Origin of the sequence: Conexibacter sp. CPCC 205762, assembly GCF_030646155.1 — a bacterium.
In the GTDB taxonomy this organism is placed as follows: Bacteria; Actinomycetota; Thermoleophilia; order Solirubrobacterales; family Solirubrobacteraceae; genus Conexibacter.
In genome coordinates this window covers 317,235-336,433 of sequence record NZ_JAUTDN010000001.1, presented here as the reverse complement: position 1 = coordinate 336,433, position 19,199 = coordinate 317,235, and the positions used below count along the sequence as shown (strand labels likewise).

At 71.6% G+C, this 19,199-nt stretch carries 18 protein-coding genes; 4 read left to right on the top strand and 14 right to left on the bottom strand.

The features are described from left to right. Positions 1-3 precede the first annotated feature (3 nt). Positions 4-1,242 (top strand): ATP-binding protein, encoded by a 1,239-nt coding sequence (locus Q7L73_RS01520; RefSeq protein WP_304688585.1) that lies wholly within the window; start codon positions 4-6, stop codon positions 1,240-1,242. 7 nt (positions 1,243-1,249) lie between these two features. Here Q7L73_RS01520 and Q7L73_RS01515 read toward each other — a convergent pair whose 3' ends face one another. From Q7L73_RS01515 to Q7L73_RS01470, 10 genes are all read right to left on the bottom strand, one after another. Next, complete coding sequence (locus Q7L73_RS01515; RefSeq protein ID WP_304688584.1) at positions 1,250-1,786, bottom strand: NUDIX domain-containing protein; 537 nt, start codon at positions 1,784-1,786, stop codon at positions 1,250-1,252. Next, positions 1,783-2,868: a DUF3866 family protein gene (locus Q7L73_RS01510; protein WP_304688582.1), complete on the bottom strand. Its 1,086-nt coding sequence runs from the start codon at positions 2,866-2,868 to the stop codon at positions 1,783-1,785. The genes Q7L73_RS01515 and Q7L73_RS01510 overlap by 4 nt, the downstream gene beginning before the upstream one ends. Continuing rightward, positions 2,844-4,001 (bottom strand): M20/M25/M40 family metallo-hydrolase, encoded by a 1,158-nt coding sequence (locus Q7L73_RS01505; RefSeq protein ID WP_304688580.1) that lies wholly within the window; start codon positions 3,999-4,001, stop codon positions 2,844-2,846. The genes Q7L73_RS01510 and Q7L73_RS01505 overlap by 25 nt, the downstream gene beginning before the upstream one ends. Further along, complete coding sequence (locus Q7L73_RS01500) at positions 3,998-5,686, bottom strand: CTP synthase (RefSeq protein WP_304688578.1); 1,689 nt, start codon at positions 5,684-5,686, stop codon at positions 3,998-4,000. Before Q7L73_RS01500 ends, Q7L73_RS01505 begins: the two co-directional genes overlap by 4 nt. Then, positions 5,679-6,512 (bottom strand): hypothetical protein, encoded by an 834-nt coding sequence (locus Q7L73_RS01495; RefSeq protein WP_304688577.1) that lies wholly within the window; start codon positions 6,510-6,512, stop codon positions 5,679-5,681. The genes Q7L73_RS01500 and Q7L73_RS01495 overlap by 8 nt, the downstream gene beginning before the upstream one ends. A 67-nt stretch (positions 6,513-6,579) precedes the next feature. Further along, positions 6,580-7,437 (bottom strand): copper transporter, encoded by an 858-nt coding sequence (locus tag Q7L73_RS01490; protein WP_304688575.1) that lies wholly within the window; start codon positions 7,435-7,437, stop codon positions 6,580-6,582. A 24-nt stretch (positions 7,438-7,461) separates the two neighbouring features. Further along, positions 7,462-8,637, bottom strand: coding sequence for a putative cytokinetic ring protein SteA (gene steA / locus Q7L73_RS01485; protein WP_304688573.1), 1,176 nt, complete (start codon positions 8,635-8,637; stop codon positions 7,462-7,464). A 97-nt stretch (positions 8,638-8,734) separates the two neighbouring features. Beyond that, a complete protein-coding gene (gene recN / locus Q7L73_RS01480) occupies positions 8,735-10,405 on the bottom strand; it encodes a DNA repair protein RecN (RefSeq protein WP_304688571.1) in 1,671 nt (556 codons plus the stop codon). Between the two features lie 85 nt (positions 10,406-10,490). Beyond that, positions 10,491-11,357 carry an NAD(+)/NADH kinase gene (locus Q7L73_RS01475; protein WP_304688569.1) on the bottom strand — a complete coding sequence of 289 codons (867 nt, stop codon included), beginning with the start codon at positions 11,355-11,357 and terminating at the stop codon, positions 10,491-10,493. Next, positions 11,350-12,147, bottom strand: coding sequence for a TlyA family RNA methyltransferase (locus Q7L73_RS01470; protein ID WP_304688567.1), 798 nt, complete (start codon positions 12,145-12,147; stop codon positions 11,350-11,352). The genes Q7L73_RS01475 and Q7L73_RS01470 overlap by 8 nt, the downstream gene beginning before the upstream one ends. Positions 12,148-12,291: 144 nt before the next feature. Here Q7L73_RS01470 and Q7L73_RS01465 point away from each other — a divergent pair, with 144 nt between their 5' ends. The 3 genes from Q7L73_RS01465 (at position 12,292) to Q7L73_RS01455 (ending at position 15,713) form a co-directional block, all read left to right on the top strand. Next, positions 12,292-12,633, top strand: a complete 342-nt coding sequence (locus Q7L73_RS01465; protein WP_304688565.1) for a hypothetical protein — start codon at positions 12,292-12,294, stop codon at positions 12,631-12,633. A gap of 114 nt (positions 12,634-12,747) precedes the next feature. Further along, a complete protein-coding gene (locus Q7L73_RS01460) occupies positions 12,748-14,151 on the top strand; it encodes a glycoside hydrolase family 6 protein (RefSeq protein WP_304688563.1) in 1,404 nt (467 codons plus the stop codon). Between the two features lie 188 nt (positions 14,152-14,339). Further along, positions 14,340-15,713, top strand: coding sequence for a glycoside hydrolase family 6 protein (locus tag Q7L73_RS01455; RefSeq protein ID WP_304688561.1), 1,374 nt, complete (start codon positions 14,340-14,342; stop codon positions 15,711-15,713). Here the strand turns inward: Q7L73_RS01455 and dxs are convergent. Genes dxs through Q7L73_RS01435 form a run of 4 tightly spaced genes read right to left on the bottom strand, consistent with a single transcriptional unit; the run spans position 15,710 to position 19,198 of the window. Next, entirely contained in the window at positions 15,710-17,650 is a 1,941-nt protein-coding gene (gene dxs, locus Q7L73_RS01450; RefSeq protein WP_304688559.1) for a 1-deoxy-D-xylulose-5-phosphate synthase, read from the bottom strand. The two genes, Q7L73_RS01455 and dxs, sit on opposite strands and share 4 nt — an antisense overlap. Next, entirely contained in the window at positions 17,647-18,537 is an 891-nt protein-coding gene (locus tag Q7L73_RS01445) for a polyprenyl synthetase family protein (protein ID WP_304688557.1), read from the bottom strand. Before Q7L73_RS01445 ends, dxs begins: the two co-directional genes overlap by 4 nt. Beyond that, positions 18,537-18,746, bottom strand: a complete 210-nt coding sequence (locus tag Q7L73_RS01440) for a hypothetical protein (protein WP_304688555.1) — start codon at positions 18,744-18,746, stop codon at positions 18,537-18,539. Before Q7L73_RS01440 ends, Q7L73_RS01445 begins: the two co-directional genes overlap by 1 nt. Next, positions 18,743-19,198: a transcription antitermination protein NusB gene (locus Q7L73_RS01435; protein WP_304688553.1), complete on the bottom strand. Its 456-nt coding sequence runs from the start codon at positions 19,196-19,198 to the stop codon at positions 18,743-18,745. The genes Q7L73_RS01440 and Q7L73_RS01435 overlap by 4 nt, the downstream gene beginning before the upstream one ends. Position 19,199 lies beyond the last annotated feature (1 nt).

The window sequence follows — 19,199 nt, the reverse complement described above, 5'->3', positions numbered from 1 at the left end:
GCGATGAGTGAGATATTCCGCATGATCGAGCCGCACGTGCTGCGCGCGCTCGAAGACACCCCGGTCGTGATGATCGAAGGCCCGCGTCAGGCGGGCAAGAGCACACTCGTGCGGGGATACGGGATCCGTGCCTTCAACGCTGAGTACGTCACGCTCGACGATGCGATCGACCTCGCCGCCGCGACAGCGGACCCCCAGGCGTTCGTGCGGCGTCCGGGGATGCTCGTCATCGACGAGGTCCAGCGCGCGCCGGAACTGCTGCTGGCGATCAAGGCGGAGGTCGATCGCGACCGCCGACCCGGCCGTTTCCTCCTCACTGGCTCCGCCGACGTGCTCACGCTGCCGCGCGTCTCCGAGTCGCTTGCCGGGCGGCTGGAGCTGCTGCGGCTGTGGCCTTTCACGCAAAGCGAGATCGCCGAGCTTCCCTTCAGCGGCTTCGTCGGGCGGCTGTTTGAGCGCGGTCGGCTCGAAGGCGCCGGCGCGTCGCGCGACGAGATCGTCGAGCGGGCGCTGCGCGGCGGGTTCCCGCCGGCCGTCGCGCGCGACGACCCCGAGCGCCGTACCGCCTGGTTTCGCAACTACCTGACGACGATGACGCAGCGCGACGTGCGCGAGATCTCCAACATCGGGCACGCGGTCGAGCTCCCGCGGCTCCTGCGGGCGATCGCGCTGCGATCGACGCAGCCGCTCAACAAGAGCGGGATCGCGCAGACGCTCGGGATGTCGAACGCGACGATCGATCGCTACATCGCGCTCTTGGAGACCCTCTTCGTCATCCATCGGATCCCCGCCTGGCACGGCAACGTCACACGCCGGCTCGTGAAGGCGCCGAAGCTGCTGATCTCGGACCCGGGACTGGCCGGCGCGCTCACCGGTGCATCGACAGCGGCGTTCGAGAGCGGCGTGCTCGACGCCGGCCCCGTGGTCGAGGCGTTCGTCGGGATCGAGCTGGTGCGACTCGCGGCCGTCGACCCGGTTGCAGCGACCGTCCACCACTACCGCGCCAGCCGCGGCGGAGCCGAGATCGACTTTCTGCTGGAGCTGCCCGACGGGCGCGTAGCCGCCGTCGAGGTCAAGGCCGGCGAGACCGTGACGGCCGCGGACGCCAGACACATCGCCGCGCTGCGGGACGAGCTTGGCGACCGCTTCTCGCGCGGCGTCGTGCTCTACGCCGGAGACCGCACGATCCCCTTCGGCGACCGGATCGAAGCGGTGCCGATCGCGGCGCTGTGGGCGCCCTGAGAGTCGCTCAGCCGCGCAGCCTGCGCTGGAGCAGCAGCAGGCCGATCAGCGTCTTCGCGTCCTGGCAGGCTGCGATCGCGTCGTCGAGCCTGGCCAGCGGCCAGGGGACGATCTCGATCCGCTCCTCCTCGTCGACCTCCGGCTGCGGGACGTCGGAGAGGCCGCTGGCGTGGAACAGCTCGAGGCGCTCGTCGCTGAAGCCGCAGGAGGTGAAGAAGCCGGTCAGCGGCTCCCAGTCGGTCGCGGCCTTGCCGATCTCCTCGGCCAGCTCGCGCTTGGCGGTCTCCAGCGGCGGCTCGCCGGCCACGTCGAGCTTGCCGGCGGGCAGCTCCAGCAGGTCGGGGACGCCGCAGATCTCGCGCGGCTGACGGACCAGCCAGACGTGCTCGTCGTCGACGGCGACGATCGCGACCGCTCCCGGGTGGTGCATGTTGTCGCGCTCGACCTCGGCGCCGTCCTCGTGACGGAAGCGCTCGACGCGCACCTCGACGACGTGACCCTGCCAGATCGTTCTCTGGCCGAGCTTCTCGAACGTGCTGCTCACAACATCCCCCCGAGGGTCGTGCCGGCGGCGAGCGCTGCGGCGAAGAACGGCTGGTCGTCTTCCAGCTCGCGGCCCATCGTGCGCGCCGGCAGGCCGCTGGCGCGGTAGCCGGCGAGGTCGGCGCGGGCCTCGTGGACGAGATGGCCGCGGGCGCGGGCGGCGGCGAAGGCGGGGTCGGCGGCGCCGAGCGGGACCGGCAGCGTGACCGGCGCGAGCAGCAGCTCCAGCACCGTCCGCGTGTGGTGCGACAGGCCCTGGTGGCGCGGGCGCGGGTCGCCGGAGGACATCCGCGCGACCAGCAGCGTCCGGCAGCCGAGCGCGAGCGCTGCGTGGGCGCTGTCCATCGCGACGATGCCGCCGTGGCCGAGCGCGGAGCCGGAGCCGAGTATCCCCGGGCCGGGGCCGACGAGCGCGACCTCCCAGCCCTGCGCGGCGATCCCGTCCTGGATCGCGCCCGCAGTCGTGATCGCCTCGCGCTCGCCGCCGTAGGCGGGGCCGGCGGTCGTGTGACCGTGCAGCAGGCCGCGCTCGCGCAGCTCGCGCACGGTCGCCGACATCGCGCCGGGCAGCGCGCCGCCGGCGGTCTGCACGAAGCCGACGCGCGTGCCCGGCCGCGTCTGCGCGAGCGCCCAGGCGACCGGCGCGAGGTGGCCGTGGAGCGGGAAGACGGCGACCGGCGCGGTCAGCGGCAGCCCAAGCTCGGCGAGTTCGGCGTCAACCGACCTCGCGACGGAATCGGCGCCAGCCGATTCCTCCCCCTCGACCGGCAGGATCGCGTGCTGCAGCGAGCTGTAGTTGAGCTTCATCACGTGCGCGCCGGGCACGCCCGCGCCGCCGAGGCCGCGGGTCAGGTTCACGTGCACGACGTCGGCGCCGCCGGAGCCGAGCGAGAGGTCGATCGCGGCGGCGTTGACGACGATCTCGTCGCCCGCCGCGCAGGCGCCGACGAGCGCCGTGTCGGCGACCGCCGGCCGCTGCTCGCCGTCGAGCGCGGCGGTCAGCCGCTGCCAGCCGCCGACCGGCTCCTCGGCTGTGACGACGACGCTCCGCCGCAGCGTCAGCACGACAGCTCTTCCGCGCATGCGCCGACCAGCGCCAGCGCGACGTCGAGCATCCCCTCCAGCGCGACGACCGAGACGCGCTCGTCGACCTGATGGGCGCGCTCGGTGCCGTTGGCGAGGTTGAGGCAGGGGAAGCCGGCGGCGATGAAGGCGTTCCCGTCCGAGCCGCCCCCGGAGACGATCCGGCGCGGGACGTAGCCGCAGGCGTGCAGGGCGGCCTCGGCGGCACGCAGCTGCGGCGCGTTCGGTCTGACCCGGTAGCCGCGGAAGAGCGTCTCGACGGTCACGTCGACGTCGCACTCGGCGGCGTTGGCGCCGTCGTTGAGGTGGTCGATCAGCTCGGTCGTGAGCGCCTCGACCTTCTGCTCGTCGAGCGAGCGCGCCTCGGCGACGACCTGGCAGCGGCCGGGCACGACGTTGACGCCCGAGCCGCCCTCGATCGTGCCGACGTTCGCGGTCGTCTCGGCGTCGATGCGGCCGAGCGGCATCACCGCGATCGCCTTCGCCGCGGCCGCGATCGCGCTGCGGCCCTTCTCCGGCTCGAGGCCGGCATGGGCGGCGAGGCCGTGGAAGTCGGCGCTGATGCGGTGGTAGGTCGGCGAGGCGACGATCACCTCGCCGATCGGCGTCGCATGGTCGAAGACGAAGCCGAAGGCGCTGCGCAGCCTGCTGACGTCGAACTGCTTGGCGCCGGCGAGCGCATACTCCTCGCTGACGGTGAAGAGCAGCTCGATCCCGACCGCCGGCGGCTGCGCGACGGCGCGCCGCGCGAGCTGCAGGATCACCGCGACGGCGGCCTTGTTGTCGGCCCCGAGGATCGCCTCGCGGGCGTTCTCCCAGCCGCCGTCGACCAGCACCGGTTCGACCGGGGCGGTCAGCGGGACCGTGTCGAGGTGGGCGCAGAGGAGGATCGACGGGCCGGCGGGCGCCCCGGCGACCTCGTCGCGGGACGGGATCCGCGCCAGCAGGTTGCCGGCGTCGGCGCCGATCGCGGCGCCGGCGTCGTCCTCCTCGACGTTCAGGCCGAGGTCGCGCAGCAGCGCCGCGACCGCGTCGGCGCAGGCGCGCTCGCGGCCGTACGGGCTCTCGATCGCGCACAGCTGCGCGAACAGCTCGCCGAGCTGCTCGCGTTCCTGCTCGTCGGCGCGCGTCACGCCGTCGCGGTGCTCTCGGCGGGCTGCGCCTCGCCGTCGGCGGTCCCGCGCTCCAGCGCGCGGTCGAGCGCGGCGCGGACGAAGCCGCGGAACAGCGGCGCCGGCTTCTGCGGGCGCGACTTGAACTCCGGGTGGTACTGGGCGGCGACGAAGAACGGGTGCTGGTCGGCCGGCAGCTCGATCGCCTCGACCAGCTGGTCGTCCGGCGAGGTGCCGGCGAAGACGAGCCCGGCGCCCTCCAGCCGGCGGCGCAGGTGGTTGTTGACCTCGTAGCGGTGACGGTGGCGCTCGTAGATGACCGCCTCGTCGTACAGCTCGCGCACGCGCGTGTCGTCGTGCAGCTTGACCGGGTCGGCGCCGAGCCGCATCGTGCCGCCGAGGTCCGAGATCTCCTTCTGCTCGGGCAGCAGGTCGATCACCGGGTAGGGCGTCTCGGGGTCGAACTCGGTCGAGTTGGCACCCGGCATGCCGGCGACGTGGCGGGCGAACTCGGCGACGGCGACCTGCATGCCGAGGCAGATGCCGAGGTACGGGATGCTGTCCTCGCGCGCGACCTGCGCGGCGCAGATCTTGCCCTCGATGCCGCGGCCGCCGAAGCCGCCGGGGACGAGCACGCCGTCGGCCTGGTTGAGCCGGTCGCGCGCCTCGGGGGTCTCGAGCTGCTCGGAGTCGATCCAGTCGACCTCGACCTGGGTGCCGTGCTCGATGCCGGCGTGCTTGAGCGACTCGACCACCGACAGGTAGGCGTCCTCGAGCTTGATGTACTTGCCGACGAGCGCGATTCTGACGCGCTGTCTGGCGCCGACCGCGCGGGAGGTCATCTCCTCCCAGCCGGCGAGGTCGGGCGCCGGCGCGTCGTCGATGCGGAAGTGGTCGAGCACGAAGTCGTCGATCCCCTGCTCGCGGTAGACGAGCGGCACGCGATAGATGTGGTCGACGTCGACCGCCGAGCCGACCGCCTCGACCGGCAGGCCGGCGAACAGCGCGATCTTCTTGCGGATGTCCTTCGTCAGCAGCTGCTCGGAGCGGCACAGCAGCATGTCGGCGCCGATGCCGATGCGGCGCAGCTCGTTGACCGAGTGCTGCGTCGGCTTCGTCTTCAGCTCACCCGCGTGGCCGATGTACGGCACGAGCGTGAGGTGGATGTACATGCAGTTGCGGCGGCCGACGTCGGAGGGGAACTGGCGGATCGCCTCCAGGAACGGCAGCGACTCGATGTCGCCGACGGTGCCGCCGATCTCGGTGATGACGAAGTCGACGTCGCTCGCGTCGGCCATCAGCTTGACGCGCTGCTTGATCTCGTCGGTGATGTGCGGGATCACCTGGACGGTGCCGCCGAGGTAGTCGCCGCGGCGCTCGCGCCGGATCACCGAGTTGTAGATGCCGCCGGCGGTGACGTTGGAGCCGCGGCGCGTGTTGAAGCCGGTGAAGCGCTCGTAGTGGCCGAGGTCGAGGTCGGTCTCGGCGCCGTCCTCGGTCACGAACACCTCGCCGTGCTGATACGGCGACATCGTGCCCGGATCGACGTTGATGTACGGATCGAGCTTCTGCAGCTGGACCGAGAAGCCGCGAGCGACCAGCAGCCGGCCGATCGAGGCCGCCGCGATGCCCTTCCCCAGCGAGGACACGACGCCCCCGGTCACGAAGATGAAGCGGGTCGTACCGCTTGTCTGGGCATCAGGCATTGCGGGCTTTCCTTCCGATCGAGTCTAGATCACGCAAGAGGGGGGTTCGCTCGATCAACGCCGAGAGCGAACGAAATTCACCGTAGACGGTCAGGGCGAGGACGACGACGAGCGCGACCGCCTGGCCCGTCGTGCCCAGGCTCAGAACCAGCCACAGACCGGCCAGCCCGCCGATCAAGTTGGCGCCGGTGTCGCCCAACATGGCGCGCTCGCGCAGGTCGTAGACGCCGGCGACGAGCACCGGCGCGGCGAACAGGCCGAGCGCCCACAGCGGGCCGGCGTCCCAGGTCGCCAGCGTCAGCCCCGCGCCCAGCAGCGCGAAGCCCTTCGCCGAGCGGCCGGGGCGCAGGTCGAGCAGGTTGAAGAGGTTGGTCGTCAGCACCAGCAGCACGACCGCGAGCAGGTATCTGCCGTTCTCCCAGCCGAGGCCGGAGAGCGCGTACAGCGCCAGCCCGAGCGAGCCGACCGCCTTCAGCGCGCCGGTGCTGAAGCCGCCCCGCAGGACGGCCGAGCCGTGGCCGCGCCAGCCGCGCGGTCTGCCGGCGAGCAGGTCGTCGATCAGGCCGAGCAGGGTGACGCCGAGCGCGTAGATCGCGACGATCCCGGCCTCGGGGCGGAAGACGTCGGCGTCGGCGAGCTGGGCCAGCAGCGCCAGCGGCGCGAGCGCGATCACGGCGGAGGCGACGATCGCGACGCCGCCGGGGAACGGCAGCTGCTCGCCACGGTAGTTCTGCCGGGTCAGCCCCTCCTCCGCGAGGTGACGCAGAATCGACGGCGTCACGATGATCGCCGCCGCCAGCGCGACGAAGGTGGGAAGGGCCTCCACGTCCTTGAAAACTAGCGGGCGCTGCGGACGCCGCGTGAACGGGCCGGCGCAGCGGCGCGCGAGGCGCTCACAGGACGGGCGGCAGTCTGCCGCCGTCCGCCGTCGACTTGACGCCGAAGTGGCCGCGCTCGCCGGCGAGCGCGAAGACGAGCGCGGCGCGGCCGAGCGGGTCGTCGAGGTCGTCGACGCTGGAGAGGTCCTGGTCCTTGAACCAGCCGATCTGGGACGGCTCGGTGTCGGTCGTCTCGACGCCGACGACCGGGACGTTGTCGACGCGCAGGCCGCGGATCAGGCCGTTCTCGAACTCCTCGACGTTCTTCGCGTCGTCGGGGTCGTCGAATCTGCGGTCGTCGCGCACGATCACGACGGCGTCGGCGCCGTCGAGCGTGCCGCTGCCCTGCTCCAGCAGGTCGCCCTTGACCGCTCTCAGCAGGTCTCCCCCCTGCGTGAACTGGATCCCGATGCGGGTCGCGAAGGGATGCACGAGCGCCGGGTTGTCGGCCAGTCTCTCGTAGCGCGTGCCCTTGGACGCCTTCGCGAGGCGCTCGAGGTCGAGCGGCTCGCGCACGACCGAGACCGAGCTGAGTCTGGCGCCGGAGCCCTGCAGCGCGCTGCGCGTCAGGTCCCACATCTTGTCCGAGGAGCCGCCCAGCTCGATCAGCGCGACGTCCATCCCCTGCAGGCGGCCGTCGACCATCGCCGGGTAGGCGGCCTGCTCGAAGTCGTTGCGCTCCTCCAGCTGCTCGCGCGCGTCGTCGCGCTCCTGCTGCGCCTCGCGGACGTCCTTGCGGAGCGACTCGCGCACCGCTCTCTCGCCGCTGGAGACGAGGCCTCTGTCGCCGACGGCGACGCCGAGCAGCAGGCCGATCGCGAGCGCGAGGAAGACGGCGACGAGCGAGAGTGCGTGATAGCGGAAGCTGAGCATGTGGCGGGAGACGGGGTCGGCGGGCTACGCGTCGATGCCGAGCAGGACCTGCAGCTTGAGCCACAGGAGGTCGGCGACGTCGTGGAGCGCGGGCGTGAGCAGGATGACGACGATCAGCGTGACGAGGCCGGTCGCGGCCAGCAGCAGCACCGGCGCGATCCCCGGCTGCGGTCTGTAGAGGCGGCTGACGCCCTTGGCGTCGACGAGGATCTCGCCGACGCGCAGTCGCGTCAGGAAGGTCGAGGCCATCCCCTTGCGGTTCTTGTCGAGGAACTCGACCAGGTTGAAGTGCGAGCCGACGGAGACGATCAGCTCCGCGCCCTTCTCGGCGGCGATCAGCATCGCGATGTCCTGGCTGGTGCCGGGCGCGGGGACGATCTTGTAGTCGAGCCCGAGCGACTCGAGGTAGTTGCGGCCGGGGGCGCGCCCGTCGGGATAGGCGTGCACGACCAGCTCGGCGCCGGCGCGCAGCGTGGGCTCGGTGGCGGAGTCCATGTCGCCGACGATCATGTCGGGCTTGAAGCCCTCGTCGATGATCGCGTCGGCGCCGCCGTCGACGCCGACGAGCACGGGCCGGACGTCGCGGATGTAGGCGCGCAGCGCCTTCAGGTCGCGCTTGTGGTCGACGCCGCGGACGACGATCAGGACCGGGCGGTCGCGGAAGTCGGTGTCGAAGACGGGCAGTTCCAGCTTGCCGGAGAGCAGGTCCCGCTCCTCGATCATGTACTGGACCGTGTTGGCTGCGAACGCCTCCAGCGCGTCGCCGATCTCGCGGCGGCGCTTGGCGGTGAGCGCCTGCACGCGCTCGGGCTCCTGCCGCTCGCCCTCGGCCATCAGCTCGTCGCGGCGCCACACCTGGCCGCCTCTGAGGACGATCGGGTCGCCGTCGCTCAGGCTGTCCATCAGGTCGGCGCCCGGAGCGTCGATCAGCGCGATGCCGGCCTGCACGACGAGCAGCGGCCCCATGTTCGGGTAGCGGCCGCTGGAGGAGTCCGAGCAGTTGACGACGCCGGCGACGCCGCAGGCGACGAGGTCCTCCCCGGAGACGCGGTCGAGGTCGCGATGGTCGATGATCGCGATGTCCCCCGGACGCAGTCTCTTGACGAGGTGCTTGGTCCGTCGCCCGATCCGGGCGATGCCGGAGACCTCGTCGCTGGTGGCCGCGTCGCTCTTCGACGCGGTGGGGGGAAAGACGGCCACGTCGGCAACATTCTACGGGTCGCCGAAGACAACGCGTTCGCCTGCAAAGCGGTGCGGTCTGGTACGGGGCTGGCGCGGCGGCGCGATTCCGACCGCGTCAGGCCGCCTTCAGCAGTTCTCTTGCATGCCGCCGCGCCGCTCTATCGGTCTCCTCGGCGCCGAGCATCCGCACCAGCTCGCCGAGGACCGCGTCTCTCCTGAGGTCGGTCACCGTCGTCACCGCGGTCTCGGTCGTCCCGTCCTTCTCGATCCGGAAGTGACGCTCGGCGTAGGCCGCGACCTGCGGCAGGTGGGTGATGCAGAGCACCTGGCGGCCGGCCGCGAGCGCGCGCAGCTGCGAGCCGACGGCGTTGGCCGTGCGACCGCCGATGCCGGCGTCGATCTCGTCGAAGACGAGCAGGCCGGCGCCGTCCTCGACCGATGCGTTGGCGACGCCCAGCAGCGCCAGCATCACGCGCGAGGTCTCGCCGCCGGACGCGACGTCGCGCAGCGGGCCGGCCGGGACGCCGGGGTTGGCCGCGATCAGCAGCTCGACCGTGTCGCCGCCGGTCGCGTTCGGCTCGTCGCGATCGTTGAGCGCGACCTCGAAGGTCGCGCCGGCCATCGCCAGCTCCGCCAGCCGCTCGCGGACCGCGGCGGCGAGGCCGGGCGCCGCCGCCTCGCGCGCCCCGCGCAGCTCGCGTGCGACCTTGTCCAGCTTCGCCCGCGCCTCGTCCAGCTCGGCCCGCGTCGCCTCCAGCGCCGCCTCGGCGCCGAGCAGCTCGTCGCGCCGCGCGCGGCAGTCGTCGGCATGCGCGAGCACCGCCTCGATCGAGCCGCCGTGCTTGCGCTCCAGCTTGCCCAGCGCCGTCAGCCGCTCCTCCACCTCGTCGAGCCGGCCGGGCTGGCCCTCGACCGCCTGCTCGTAGCCGCGCAGCTCGGTCGCGAGGTCGTCGGCCTCCAGCGCCAGCGCGCGATAGCGCTCGATCAGCGGCTCCAGCTCCGGGTCGACGCCGGCGATCGCGTCGAGCAGCGACCCTGCCCTCGCCAGCCGCGCGCTCGCGCCCTCCTCGCCGTTCTCGGGCGCGATCGCCTCCGCGCCCGCAAAGGCCGCGCCGCGCAGCCCCTCCAGGTGGCGCAGCCGCTCGCGCTCGGTCGTCAGCCCCGCCTGCTCGGCGACGTCCGGATCGACCTCCTCGATCTCGCGCAGCTCGTACTCGAGCAGGTCCAGCTCGCGCTCGCGCGCGCCGCCGATCGCCCCCAGCTCCTCGGCCCGTCTCGTCAGCGCCCGCAGCGCCGCGTGCGCGGCCGCCGCGCGCACCCGCCGCTCGCGCTGCTCCGGCCCGCAGAAGCCGTCGACGATCTCCAGCTGAGCTGAGGCGAGCGTCAGCCGGCGGTGCTCGTGCTGGCCGTAGAAGGCGAGCAGCTCGCCGCCCAGCTCGCGCAGGTCCGCGACCGTCGCCGAGCGGCCATTGAGGTAGGCGCGCGTACGGCCGTCCGGCCACACGCGCCGCGCCAGCACCAGCTCGTCGGCGTCGTCGGGCAGCCGGTCGCCCAGCTCCGCGCGCAAGCGGTCGGGGAAGTCGAAGACGCCCTCGACGTACGCTTCCGCGGCGCCGGGCCGCACGATCCCGCTTCTGGCCTTGCCGCCCAACAGCAGGTCGAGCGCGTGCGCCAGCATCGTCTTGCCGGCACCGGTCTCGCCCGTGAGGACGTTCAACCCCGGCCCGAGGCGCAGCTCGGCCCGCTCGATCAGCAGGAGGTTCTCGACACGCAGCTCGTGAAGCATGGGCTGAAGGCTCTCACCTGGTTCGGACGGAAAAGCGAACAGACGTTCCTACGAACGAATGTACGCTACCAGGCGGCGAACTCCTTCAGGCCCCGCTCGCCAGCCGCCCGAACTTCTCCCGCAGGCGGTGGTAAAAGCTTGCGTCGTGCGCCTGCGCGAGCGTGCCGACGTCGTGGCGGAAGCGAGCCGACAGCGCGCCGCCCGGCAGCAGCTCGCAGACCGGCCGGCCGTCGATCGAGACGTCGACCGGCTCCTCGCGCGAGCGGTTGCGGATCGTGATCGGGTCGGCCGGCGCGACGACCAGCGCGCGCGCCGTCAGCGAGTGCGGCGCGATGTAGGAGACCGCCAGGCCCTCCACGCCCCACGCCATCACGGGGCCGCCGTTGGCGAGGTTGTAGCCGGTCGAGCCGGCCGGCGTGGCGACGACGAGCCCGTCGCAGCGGACGCGCGCGACCTCCTCGTCGCCGACCTCGACCGCCAGATCCGCGACCCGCAGCCCCTGCTGGCGCTGGAACGAGACGTCGTTCATCGCCAGCCACTCGCCGCCGAGGCTCTGCGCCTCGATCCCCGGCAGCGACAGCACCTCGAAGTCGCCCGCGAACGCCTGTCGCAGGCCGCGCGCGACGTCGTGGTCGGGATCGACCGTCGCGAGGAAGCCGACCTCGCCGTAGTTGACGCCGAAGACCGGCACGCCGGTGCGGGCATAGGTCCGCAGGCCGTGCAGGATCGTGCCGTCGCCGCCGAGCACGACGCAGAGGTCGGCGTCGGCGACCGGGGCCGCGTCGACCTCGATCCCCGGCTCCGCCTGGAGACCGTGCTTGATCGTCTCCTCGGGCGAGAAGCGCAGCGTGAAGCCGGCCGCGCGTGCCGCCGCGACCAGCTCCCCGAGCGCCGCGCTCGTCTCGGTCGGCCGGCGATGGGTGAAGACCGTCGCGACCTTGCGCTCACTCATGTTCGACCTCCGAGGCCGCCGACTCCAAGTCTTCGCGGGCGCCTGCGCGCCCGCCTTCGGCGAGCCGCACGAACGTCTCGCGGTTGCCCTTCGGGCCGGGCAGGCCGGATGAGACGTAGCCGAGCACGGCCGCGCCCAGTTGCTGCGCCTCGGCGCCGACGGTGACGAGCGCGTCGCGCCGGTCGGCGGCGTCGCGCACGACCCCGCCCTTGCCGACGCGCTCGCGGCCGACCTCGAACTGCGGCTTGACCATCATCAGCGCGTCGAAGCGGTCGGCCGTCGTCGCCAGCACGGCCGGCAGGATCTTCGTCAGCGAGATGAACGAGACGTCCGCGACGACGAGGTCGGGCGCGTACGGCAGTTGCTCGGGCGTCACGCGGCGAGCGTTGGCGCGCTCCAGCACGGTCACGCGCTCGTCGGTGCGGACCTGCCAGTGCAGCTCGCCGTAGGCGACGTCGAGCGCGACGACGTGCGCGGCGCCGCGCTGCAGCAGGCAGTCGGTGAAGCCGCCGGTCGAGGCGCCGACGTCGAGCGCGCGGCGTCCGCCGACGTCGAGGCCGATCTCGTCGAGCGCGTTGGCGAGCTTCGTGCCACCGCGGGAGACGTACGCGGGCGCGGCGTCGACGTCGATCTGCACGTCGGCGGCGACGAGCTGACCGGGCTTCTCGGCGCGGCGCCGATCGCTGCCGAGGCGGACCTCGCCGGCCAGTACGGACGCGGCAGCACGCGAGCGTGAGGCGAAGACGCCTCGCTCCGCGAGCAGCGTGTCGAGTCGCATCTTCGTCGTCACCGCGCACGGAACGGTACCGGCCTGGACGCACGTTGCGGAGGAGAAGCGTTCCGCGGGGCGCTCACGACGCTCGACTGCACGCAGCCGTGCATGTGAGGACCGTCACAGACGAACGCTGCCGTTCGCACCACCATCGGCTGCATCATGTTGACGCTCCGTCCGCTCTCACTCTCACTCCACGGCGCCTTCGAGCTGCTGTTCGGCGTGCTGGCGCTGGCGGTCCCGTTCCTGTTCGGCTTCAGCCCCGCCGGGACGGTGCTCGCCTTTGTCGTCGGCGTGCTCGCGATAGGGCTCGCGCTCGACACGACCGAGCCGCGCGACGTGACCGCCCACCAGGGCTTCGACTACGCGCTCGCGTTCGGCGCGGTCCTGATGGCGTTCGCGCTCGCGATAGCGGCCGACGGAACCGCCGCGCTGTGGATCGGCGGCCTCGGCACCGCCCAGCTCGCGCTGACGGCCGCGACGCGCTACAGCGTTCGCGGCTGATCGCACTCGACGATCTGTCCGTCTGCCGACCGACGCCTTCAGTCGGCGGGCGGACCTGCCGATTTCCGGGGGGTCGCACCATCGTTCCCGTCCCCGGCCTCAACCCGAGTCGTCATGTTCAAGACCCTGCTGCGCCTCGCCGCGCTGATCGCCGCGGCGCTCCTGCTGCTCCCCGCCGTCGCCTCCGCCGGCGGCACGATCCGCCTCACCTCCGACAGCTACACGGTCAACGAGGGTGACGGCGAGGCCGTCATCACGGTCGTCCGCGACGACACCAGCGTCCGCGGCGAGATCCGCTACGACGCCTATTACGACCAGAGCGCCGAGCCCGGCGCCGACTGGAAGCCGGTCCAGGGCAGACTCGACTTCGCCCCCGGTCAGGCGCAGGCCGAGTTCCGCATCCCGATCGTCGACGACACGATCGTCGAGGGCCCGGAGACGATCAAGGTCGGCATCTACGGGCCCTACAACGCGAAGCTCGGCGAGCCCAACCGCGCCAAGCTGACGATCATCGACAACGACTCGATCGGCAGCGAGCGCGACCCCGCCAACCCGCTCGGCCTCGATCCGGCGCCGACCAACGGCAACCCGCTTCAGGGCGCCCGCTTCTTCGTCGACCGCGAGTGGGGCCTCGCCCAGGTGGCGATGAAGAAGTTCCGCGGCAAGAAGGGCGCGCAGAAGCTGAAGGTGATCGCCGACCAGCCCGAGACGAAGCGCTTCGGCACCTGGACGAAGGCGCCGCGCCACGAGATCGCGACCTACCTGCAGCGCGTCCAGACGACCGACCCGGGCTCGATCCCGCTGCTGGCGACCTACCGCCTCAAGCACCTCCAGTGCGGCGGCGTCTCCGACTCTCCTGCCGACGTCGCCTCCTACAAGAAGTGGTACGACGAGTTCGCTGCCGGCATAGGCAACGAGAGAGTCGTGCTCTTCTACGAGATCGACGCGCTGATCACGATGAAGTGCCTCTCCGGCTCCGGCCGCGCGGCGCGCATCGACGAGGTCACCTACGCGATCGACGTGCTGTCGAAGCTGCCGCACGCCGTCGTCTACGTCGACGCCGGCTCCGGCCTCGCCCACGGCGCCAACTACATCGGCGCGAAGCTGCGCCAGGTCGGCGTCAACAAGATCCAGGGCTTCTTCACCAACGCGACGCACCAGAACTGGACCTCGAAGGAGATCAAGTACGCGCGTCAGCTCGTCAAGCTGACCGGCGGCAAGGCGCACTACGTCGTCAACACCTCCGGCAACGGCAACGGGCCGGCGGTGCCGAGAGACCGCGTCAAGGAGGGCAACTCGTACCGCTGCAACGCGCGCGAGAACGGCCTCGGCCCGAAGCCGACCTCGGACGTGCCGTCGAAGTTCAAGGGCCTCGACGCGCTCGCCTGGATCGGCAACCCCGGCCGCTCGGCCGGCAGATGCGCGCTGAAGCTCTACAGAAGCGTCCCGCCAACCGGCACCTTCTGGTTCGACTACGCGCTGCGCCTGATCAACCAAGCTGACTTCCGCATCCGCTGACCGGCATCAATCGCTGACGAAAGCGCCCCAAAGCTCCCAAGCTTTGGGGCGTACGTTCGTTGAGGGCCTTTGGCGGCCGTCACCCGGGGGTAGCTTGAGGGCGATCCAAACCGACGCCTGGGAGGCCGTCGATCATGTTCCCCACTTCTGCTCGCTCACGCATCCGAGAACGCCTGCGCGCGTCGACATTGACGTCCGCCGCGCTGCTGCTGCTCGGATCAGGCTCCGCCGCCGCGGCCGGAACCGTCAGTCTCACCTCGACGTCGTACACGGTGAAGGAGAACGCCGGCGTCGCGACGATCACGTTTCACCGCACGACCGCCGCCACGCGCGGGGAGGTCCGCTACGGCGCCTGGCACAGAACCGCCCAGCAGTACCAGGACTACAAGCCGGTCAAGGGCCGGATCGACCTCGCGCCGGGCCAGTTCGACGGCTCCTTCCAGGTGCCGATCGTCGACGACAGCCTCGTCGAGGGCCCGGAGACGGTCTCCGTCGGCATCTTCGGCACCTATCCCGAGAGAGTCGGCAGACCGGATCGGGCGATCCTGACGATCGAGGACGACGACTCGATCTCGACCGGGCCGCGCGATGCCGTGAACCCGCTCGCGCTGCCGGTCGCGCCGACCGGCGGCAACCCGCTCAGAGGCGCGACCTTCTACGCCAATCCGTCGCAGACGATCGCCGGCGTCTACGCCAGCCGCATCAAGCGCAAGCAGCCGCGGGCGGCGCAGGAGCTGACGGCGATCAGCTCGCAGCCGGAGTCCAAGCGCTTCGGCAGCTGGAACGACAAGCCTGGCTACGTCGTCTCGAAGTACCTCTCGCAGGCGTACCACGACAACCCGGGGCAGGTCCCGCTGCTGGCGACCTACCGCCTCAAGCACGCCACCTGCCATCGCGTCACCGACAGCCCTGGCGAGGCCGCCGCGTACAAGAAGTGGTACAGAGACTTCGCGCAGGGGATCGGCAACCAGAGAGTCGTGCTGTTCTACGAGATCGACGCGCTGATCACCGCGCCGTGCCTGTCCGGCAAGGGGCTCGCGGTGCGCGTCAGCGAGATGCAGTCGGCGATCGACTCGCTCTCCAGGCTCCCCCACGCGGTCATATACGTCGACGCGGGCGCCAGCGACGCCCACCACCCCGATTTCATCGCGTCACTGCTGAACAAGGTCGGCGTCCGCAGACTGCAGGGCTTCTTCACCAACTCGACGCACCACAACAGAACGTCGCTGGAGATCAGATACGCCAATTATCTCTCCGGCAAGACCGGCGGCAAGCACTACGTGATCAACACCGCCGTCAACGGGCGCGGCTCGCTGCGGCCGAGAGACAGAGTCAGATACGGCAACTCGATCCGCTGCAACCCGCCCGGCCGCGGCCTCGGCCCGAGACCGACCTCGGCCGTCCCGGCGCAGTACCCGCGGCTCGACGGGCTCTTCTGGATCGGCAACCCCGGCCGCTCGGCCGGCAACTGCGGCACCTCCAGAGGCGCCCCGCCGACCGGCGAGTTCTTCCTCAGCTACGCGCTGATGCTGATCAGAAACGCGGACTACCGCATCCGCTAGCGCTGCACCGGAGCACGGTCGCCGATCGCCGCCAGCACGCGGTCGGCGATCGCGCGGCCGGTGAAGCCGACCTCCTCGTGCAGCAGCGCGGGCGCGCCGTGCGTGACGAAGCGGTCGGGCAGGCCGACGCGCAGGATCCGCGAGGCGATCCCGCTGTCGGAGAGCGTCTCCCACACCGCCGAGCCGAAGCCGCCGGCGAGGACGCCCTCCTCGACGGTCACGAGCAGGTCGTGCTCGGCCTGCAGCTGGGCGACGAGGCCGGCGTCGACCGGCTTCGCGAAGCGGGCGTCGGCGACCGTCGCGCGGAGCCCGTGCTCGGCCAGCAGACCGGCCGCCTCCTGCGCCTTCGCAACGCCCGAGCCGTAGCCGAGCAGCGCGACCTTGCCGTCGCCTTCGCGCAAGATCTCGCCGGTGCCGATCTCCAGCAGCTTCGGCTCGCTCGGCAGCGGCACGCCGGCAGCGGCGCCGCGCGGGTAGCGCAGCGCGACCGGACCGTCGTACGTCAGCGCCGTGTGCAGCATGTGGACGAGCATCGCCTCGTCGCGCGGCGCCATCAGCACGATGTGCGGCAGCGGGCGCAGGTAGGCGATGTCGAAGACGCCGTGGTGGGTCGGGCCGTCGTCGCCGACGAGGCCGGCGCGGTCCATCGCCAGCACGACGTCGAGTCTCTGCAGGCAGATGTCGTGGACGACCTGGTCGAAGGCGCGCTGCAGGAAGGTCGAGTAGATCGCCGCGACCGGCTTGCAGCCCTGCAGCGCCAGGCCGCTGGCGAACAGCAGCGCCTGCTGCTCGGCGATGCCGACGTCGAAGTAGCGCTCCGGCATCGCCTTCTGGAGGATGTTGAGGCCGGTGCCGGAGTTCATCGCGGCGGTTATGCCGATCACGCGGTCGTCGCGTCTGCACTCCTCCACGAGCGCGTCGCCGAAGACCTTCGTGTACTGCGGCGGCGCCGGCGGCGCGTTCGTCTTGGCCGGCGCGGCGACCGCTGCGGGGGCGCCGTTCGCGATCGATCTGGGCTTGGCGGCATGCCACTTCTCCATGCCCTCCAGGCCGCCCTCCTCGGCCGGCTCGAAGCCCTTGCCCTTGACCGTCGAGACGTGCACGACGACCGGCCGCTCGGCCGCGATCGCCTCTCTCAGCGCCTCACGCAGGGCGCTCACGTCATGGCCGTCGACGACGCCCATGTAGGCCCAGTCGAGCTCCTCCCAGAACAGGCCGGGCGCCCAGAAGGCCTTGATCGACTCCTTCAGCTGCGGCCCGAGGTGGGCGAAGCGCTCGCCGATTCCGGCCGGCAGCTTCGTGAGGAAGTCCTCGCCGCCCTCGCGCGCCTTCCACAGCTTCGGGTTGAGCCGCACGCGGTTGAAGTAGCGCGACAGCGAGCCGACGTTGGGCGAGATCGACATGCCGTTGTCGTTCAGCACGACGACCATCGGCGTGCCGAGGCCGCCGGCCTGGTGGACCGCCTCGAAGGCGACGCCGCCGGTCATCGAGCCGTCGCCGATGACGGCGACGACCGCGCCGTCCTCGCCGTGGCCCTGGCGCATCGCCTCCTTCAGCCCGACGCCGTAGCCGATCGAGGTCGAGGCGTGGCCGGCGCCCATGATGTCGTGCTCGGACTCGTCGATCGAGCAGAACGGAGTCAGCCCGCCGTACTTGCGGATCGTCGGCAGCTGGTCGCGGCGGCCGGTGAGGATCTTGTGCGGGTAGGCCTGGTGGCCGACGTCCCAGAGGATCTTGTCGCGCGGCGACTCCAGCAGCGAGTGGAGCGCGACGGCCAGCTCACAGGTGCCGAGGTTGGCGCCGAAATGGCCGCCGACCTCCCCGACCGTGTCGATGATGTGCTCGCGCACTTCCTGTGCGAGCTGCTGCAGCTGCTCGTCGGTCAGGCCCTTGAGGTCTTCAGGCCCTTCGACACCGGGGAGGATCGGTTCGCTCATGACGTCCGCGTGTAGATGAAGTCGGTGATCTGCGCCAGCTCGTCGGCGCCGCCGGGGGCGGCCTGCGTCAGCGCGGCGCGGGCGTTGCGGTGCGACTCGGCTGCCAGCTCGCGAGCGCGTTCGAGGCCGAACTCGCTCACGTAGGTGCGCTTGCCGAGGCGCTCGTCGCTGCCCTGGGTCTTGCCAAGCGCGTCGTCGGTTCCGACGACGTCGAGAATGTCGTCGACGATCTGGAAGAGCACTCCAAGCTCGCTCGCGAAGCTGCGGAAGGCATCGATTGTCGCAGGTGCCTGACCCGGAACGAGCAGAAGCGGGCACATGATCGATGCGCCGATCAGCCTGCCGGTCTTGAGCGCGTGCAGGTGACGGAGCCCGGTCGCGTCGTCTGGAGCGGAATCGGTCACGTCCAGGTACTGCCCGCCGACCATCCCGTTCACGCCGGTTGCGGACGCCAGCTCGCGGACGGCGGCGAGGATCGCGGCCGCGTCGCCCTGCTGCTGCTCCAGCACGTGGCGGAAGGCCTCGGCGTAGAGCCCGTCGCCGGCGAGGATCGCGACGTTCTCGCCGAAGACGCGGTGACAGGTCGGTCTGCCGCGGCGGAGGTCGTCGTCGTCCATCGCCGGCAGGTCGTCGTGGATCAGCGAGTAGGTGTGGATCAGCTCCAGCGCCGCGGCGATCGGCAGCATCCGCTGCTCGGGCTCGCCGATCGCGCGCGCCGTCGCCAGCGCCAGCACGGGCCGTATCCGCTTGCCGCCAGCCAGCAGCGAGTAGCGCATCGCCTCTTCGAGACCGGCGGCGCCGGCCGTGGCGGAGTCGGCGAAGGCCAGCTCGCCGAGATAGCGCTCCACCTCGCGGCGCAGCTCGTCGGGGTACTCGTCGTTCGTCATCACTGGTCGGTCGGGCCGGGCGGCGGGGGCGGTGGATCGGCGGCGAGGCGGACGCGGCGGTCGAGCTCGCCGGCGGCGTCGCCGGCGAGGCGGGCGCACTCCTCCACCAGACGGGCGGCCTGCTCGGGCTCGAGCTCGCCGCCGCGCAGCTGCGCCGCGGCCTCCTCGAGCTGGCGGCTGAAGTGCTCGAGCGGGTCGATGCCGCTCATCGGGGAACCTCGCCCGGAGGCTCGGTTCCCTTGCGAGAGCTCGCCGGAGGCTCCTTCTCGCCGCTCGTGCGCAGGATGGCGGCGAGCACGCCGTTCACGAATCTCGGCGCCTCGGCGCCGCAGTAGGCCTTCGCCGTCTCGACCGCCTCGTCGATCGCGCCCTCGGGCGGGATCGGGCGCTCGGCCGGGACGTCGGCCGGGTGCAGCATCTCCAGCAGGCTGACACGCATGATCGAGCGCTCCAGCGGCGCGATCCGCTGCAGCGTCCAGCCCTCGGCATGGGCGCTGATCAGACCGTCGAACTCCGGCTGGCGCGCGAGCGCGGCCTGCGCGAGCGCACGCGTGAAGACGGCGGCATCCTTCGGCAGCGTGTCCTCCAGCGGGCGACCGGTCAGATCGTGCTGGTAGAGCGCGAAGACGGCCTCGCGGCGTTGATCGCTACGACGAGCCACG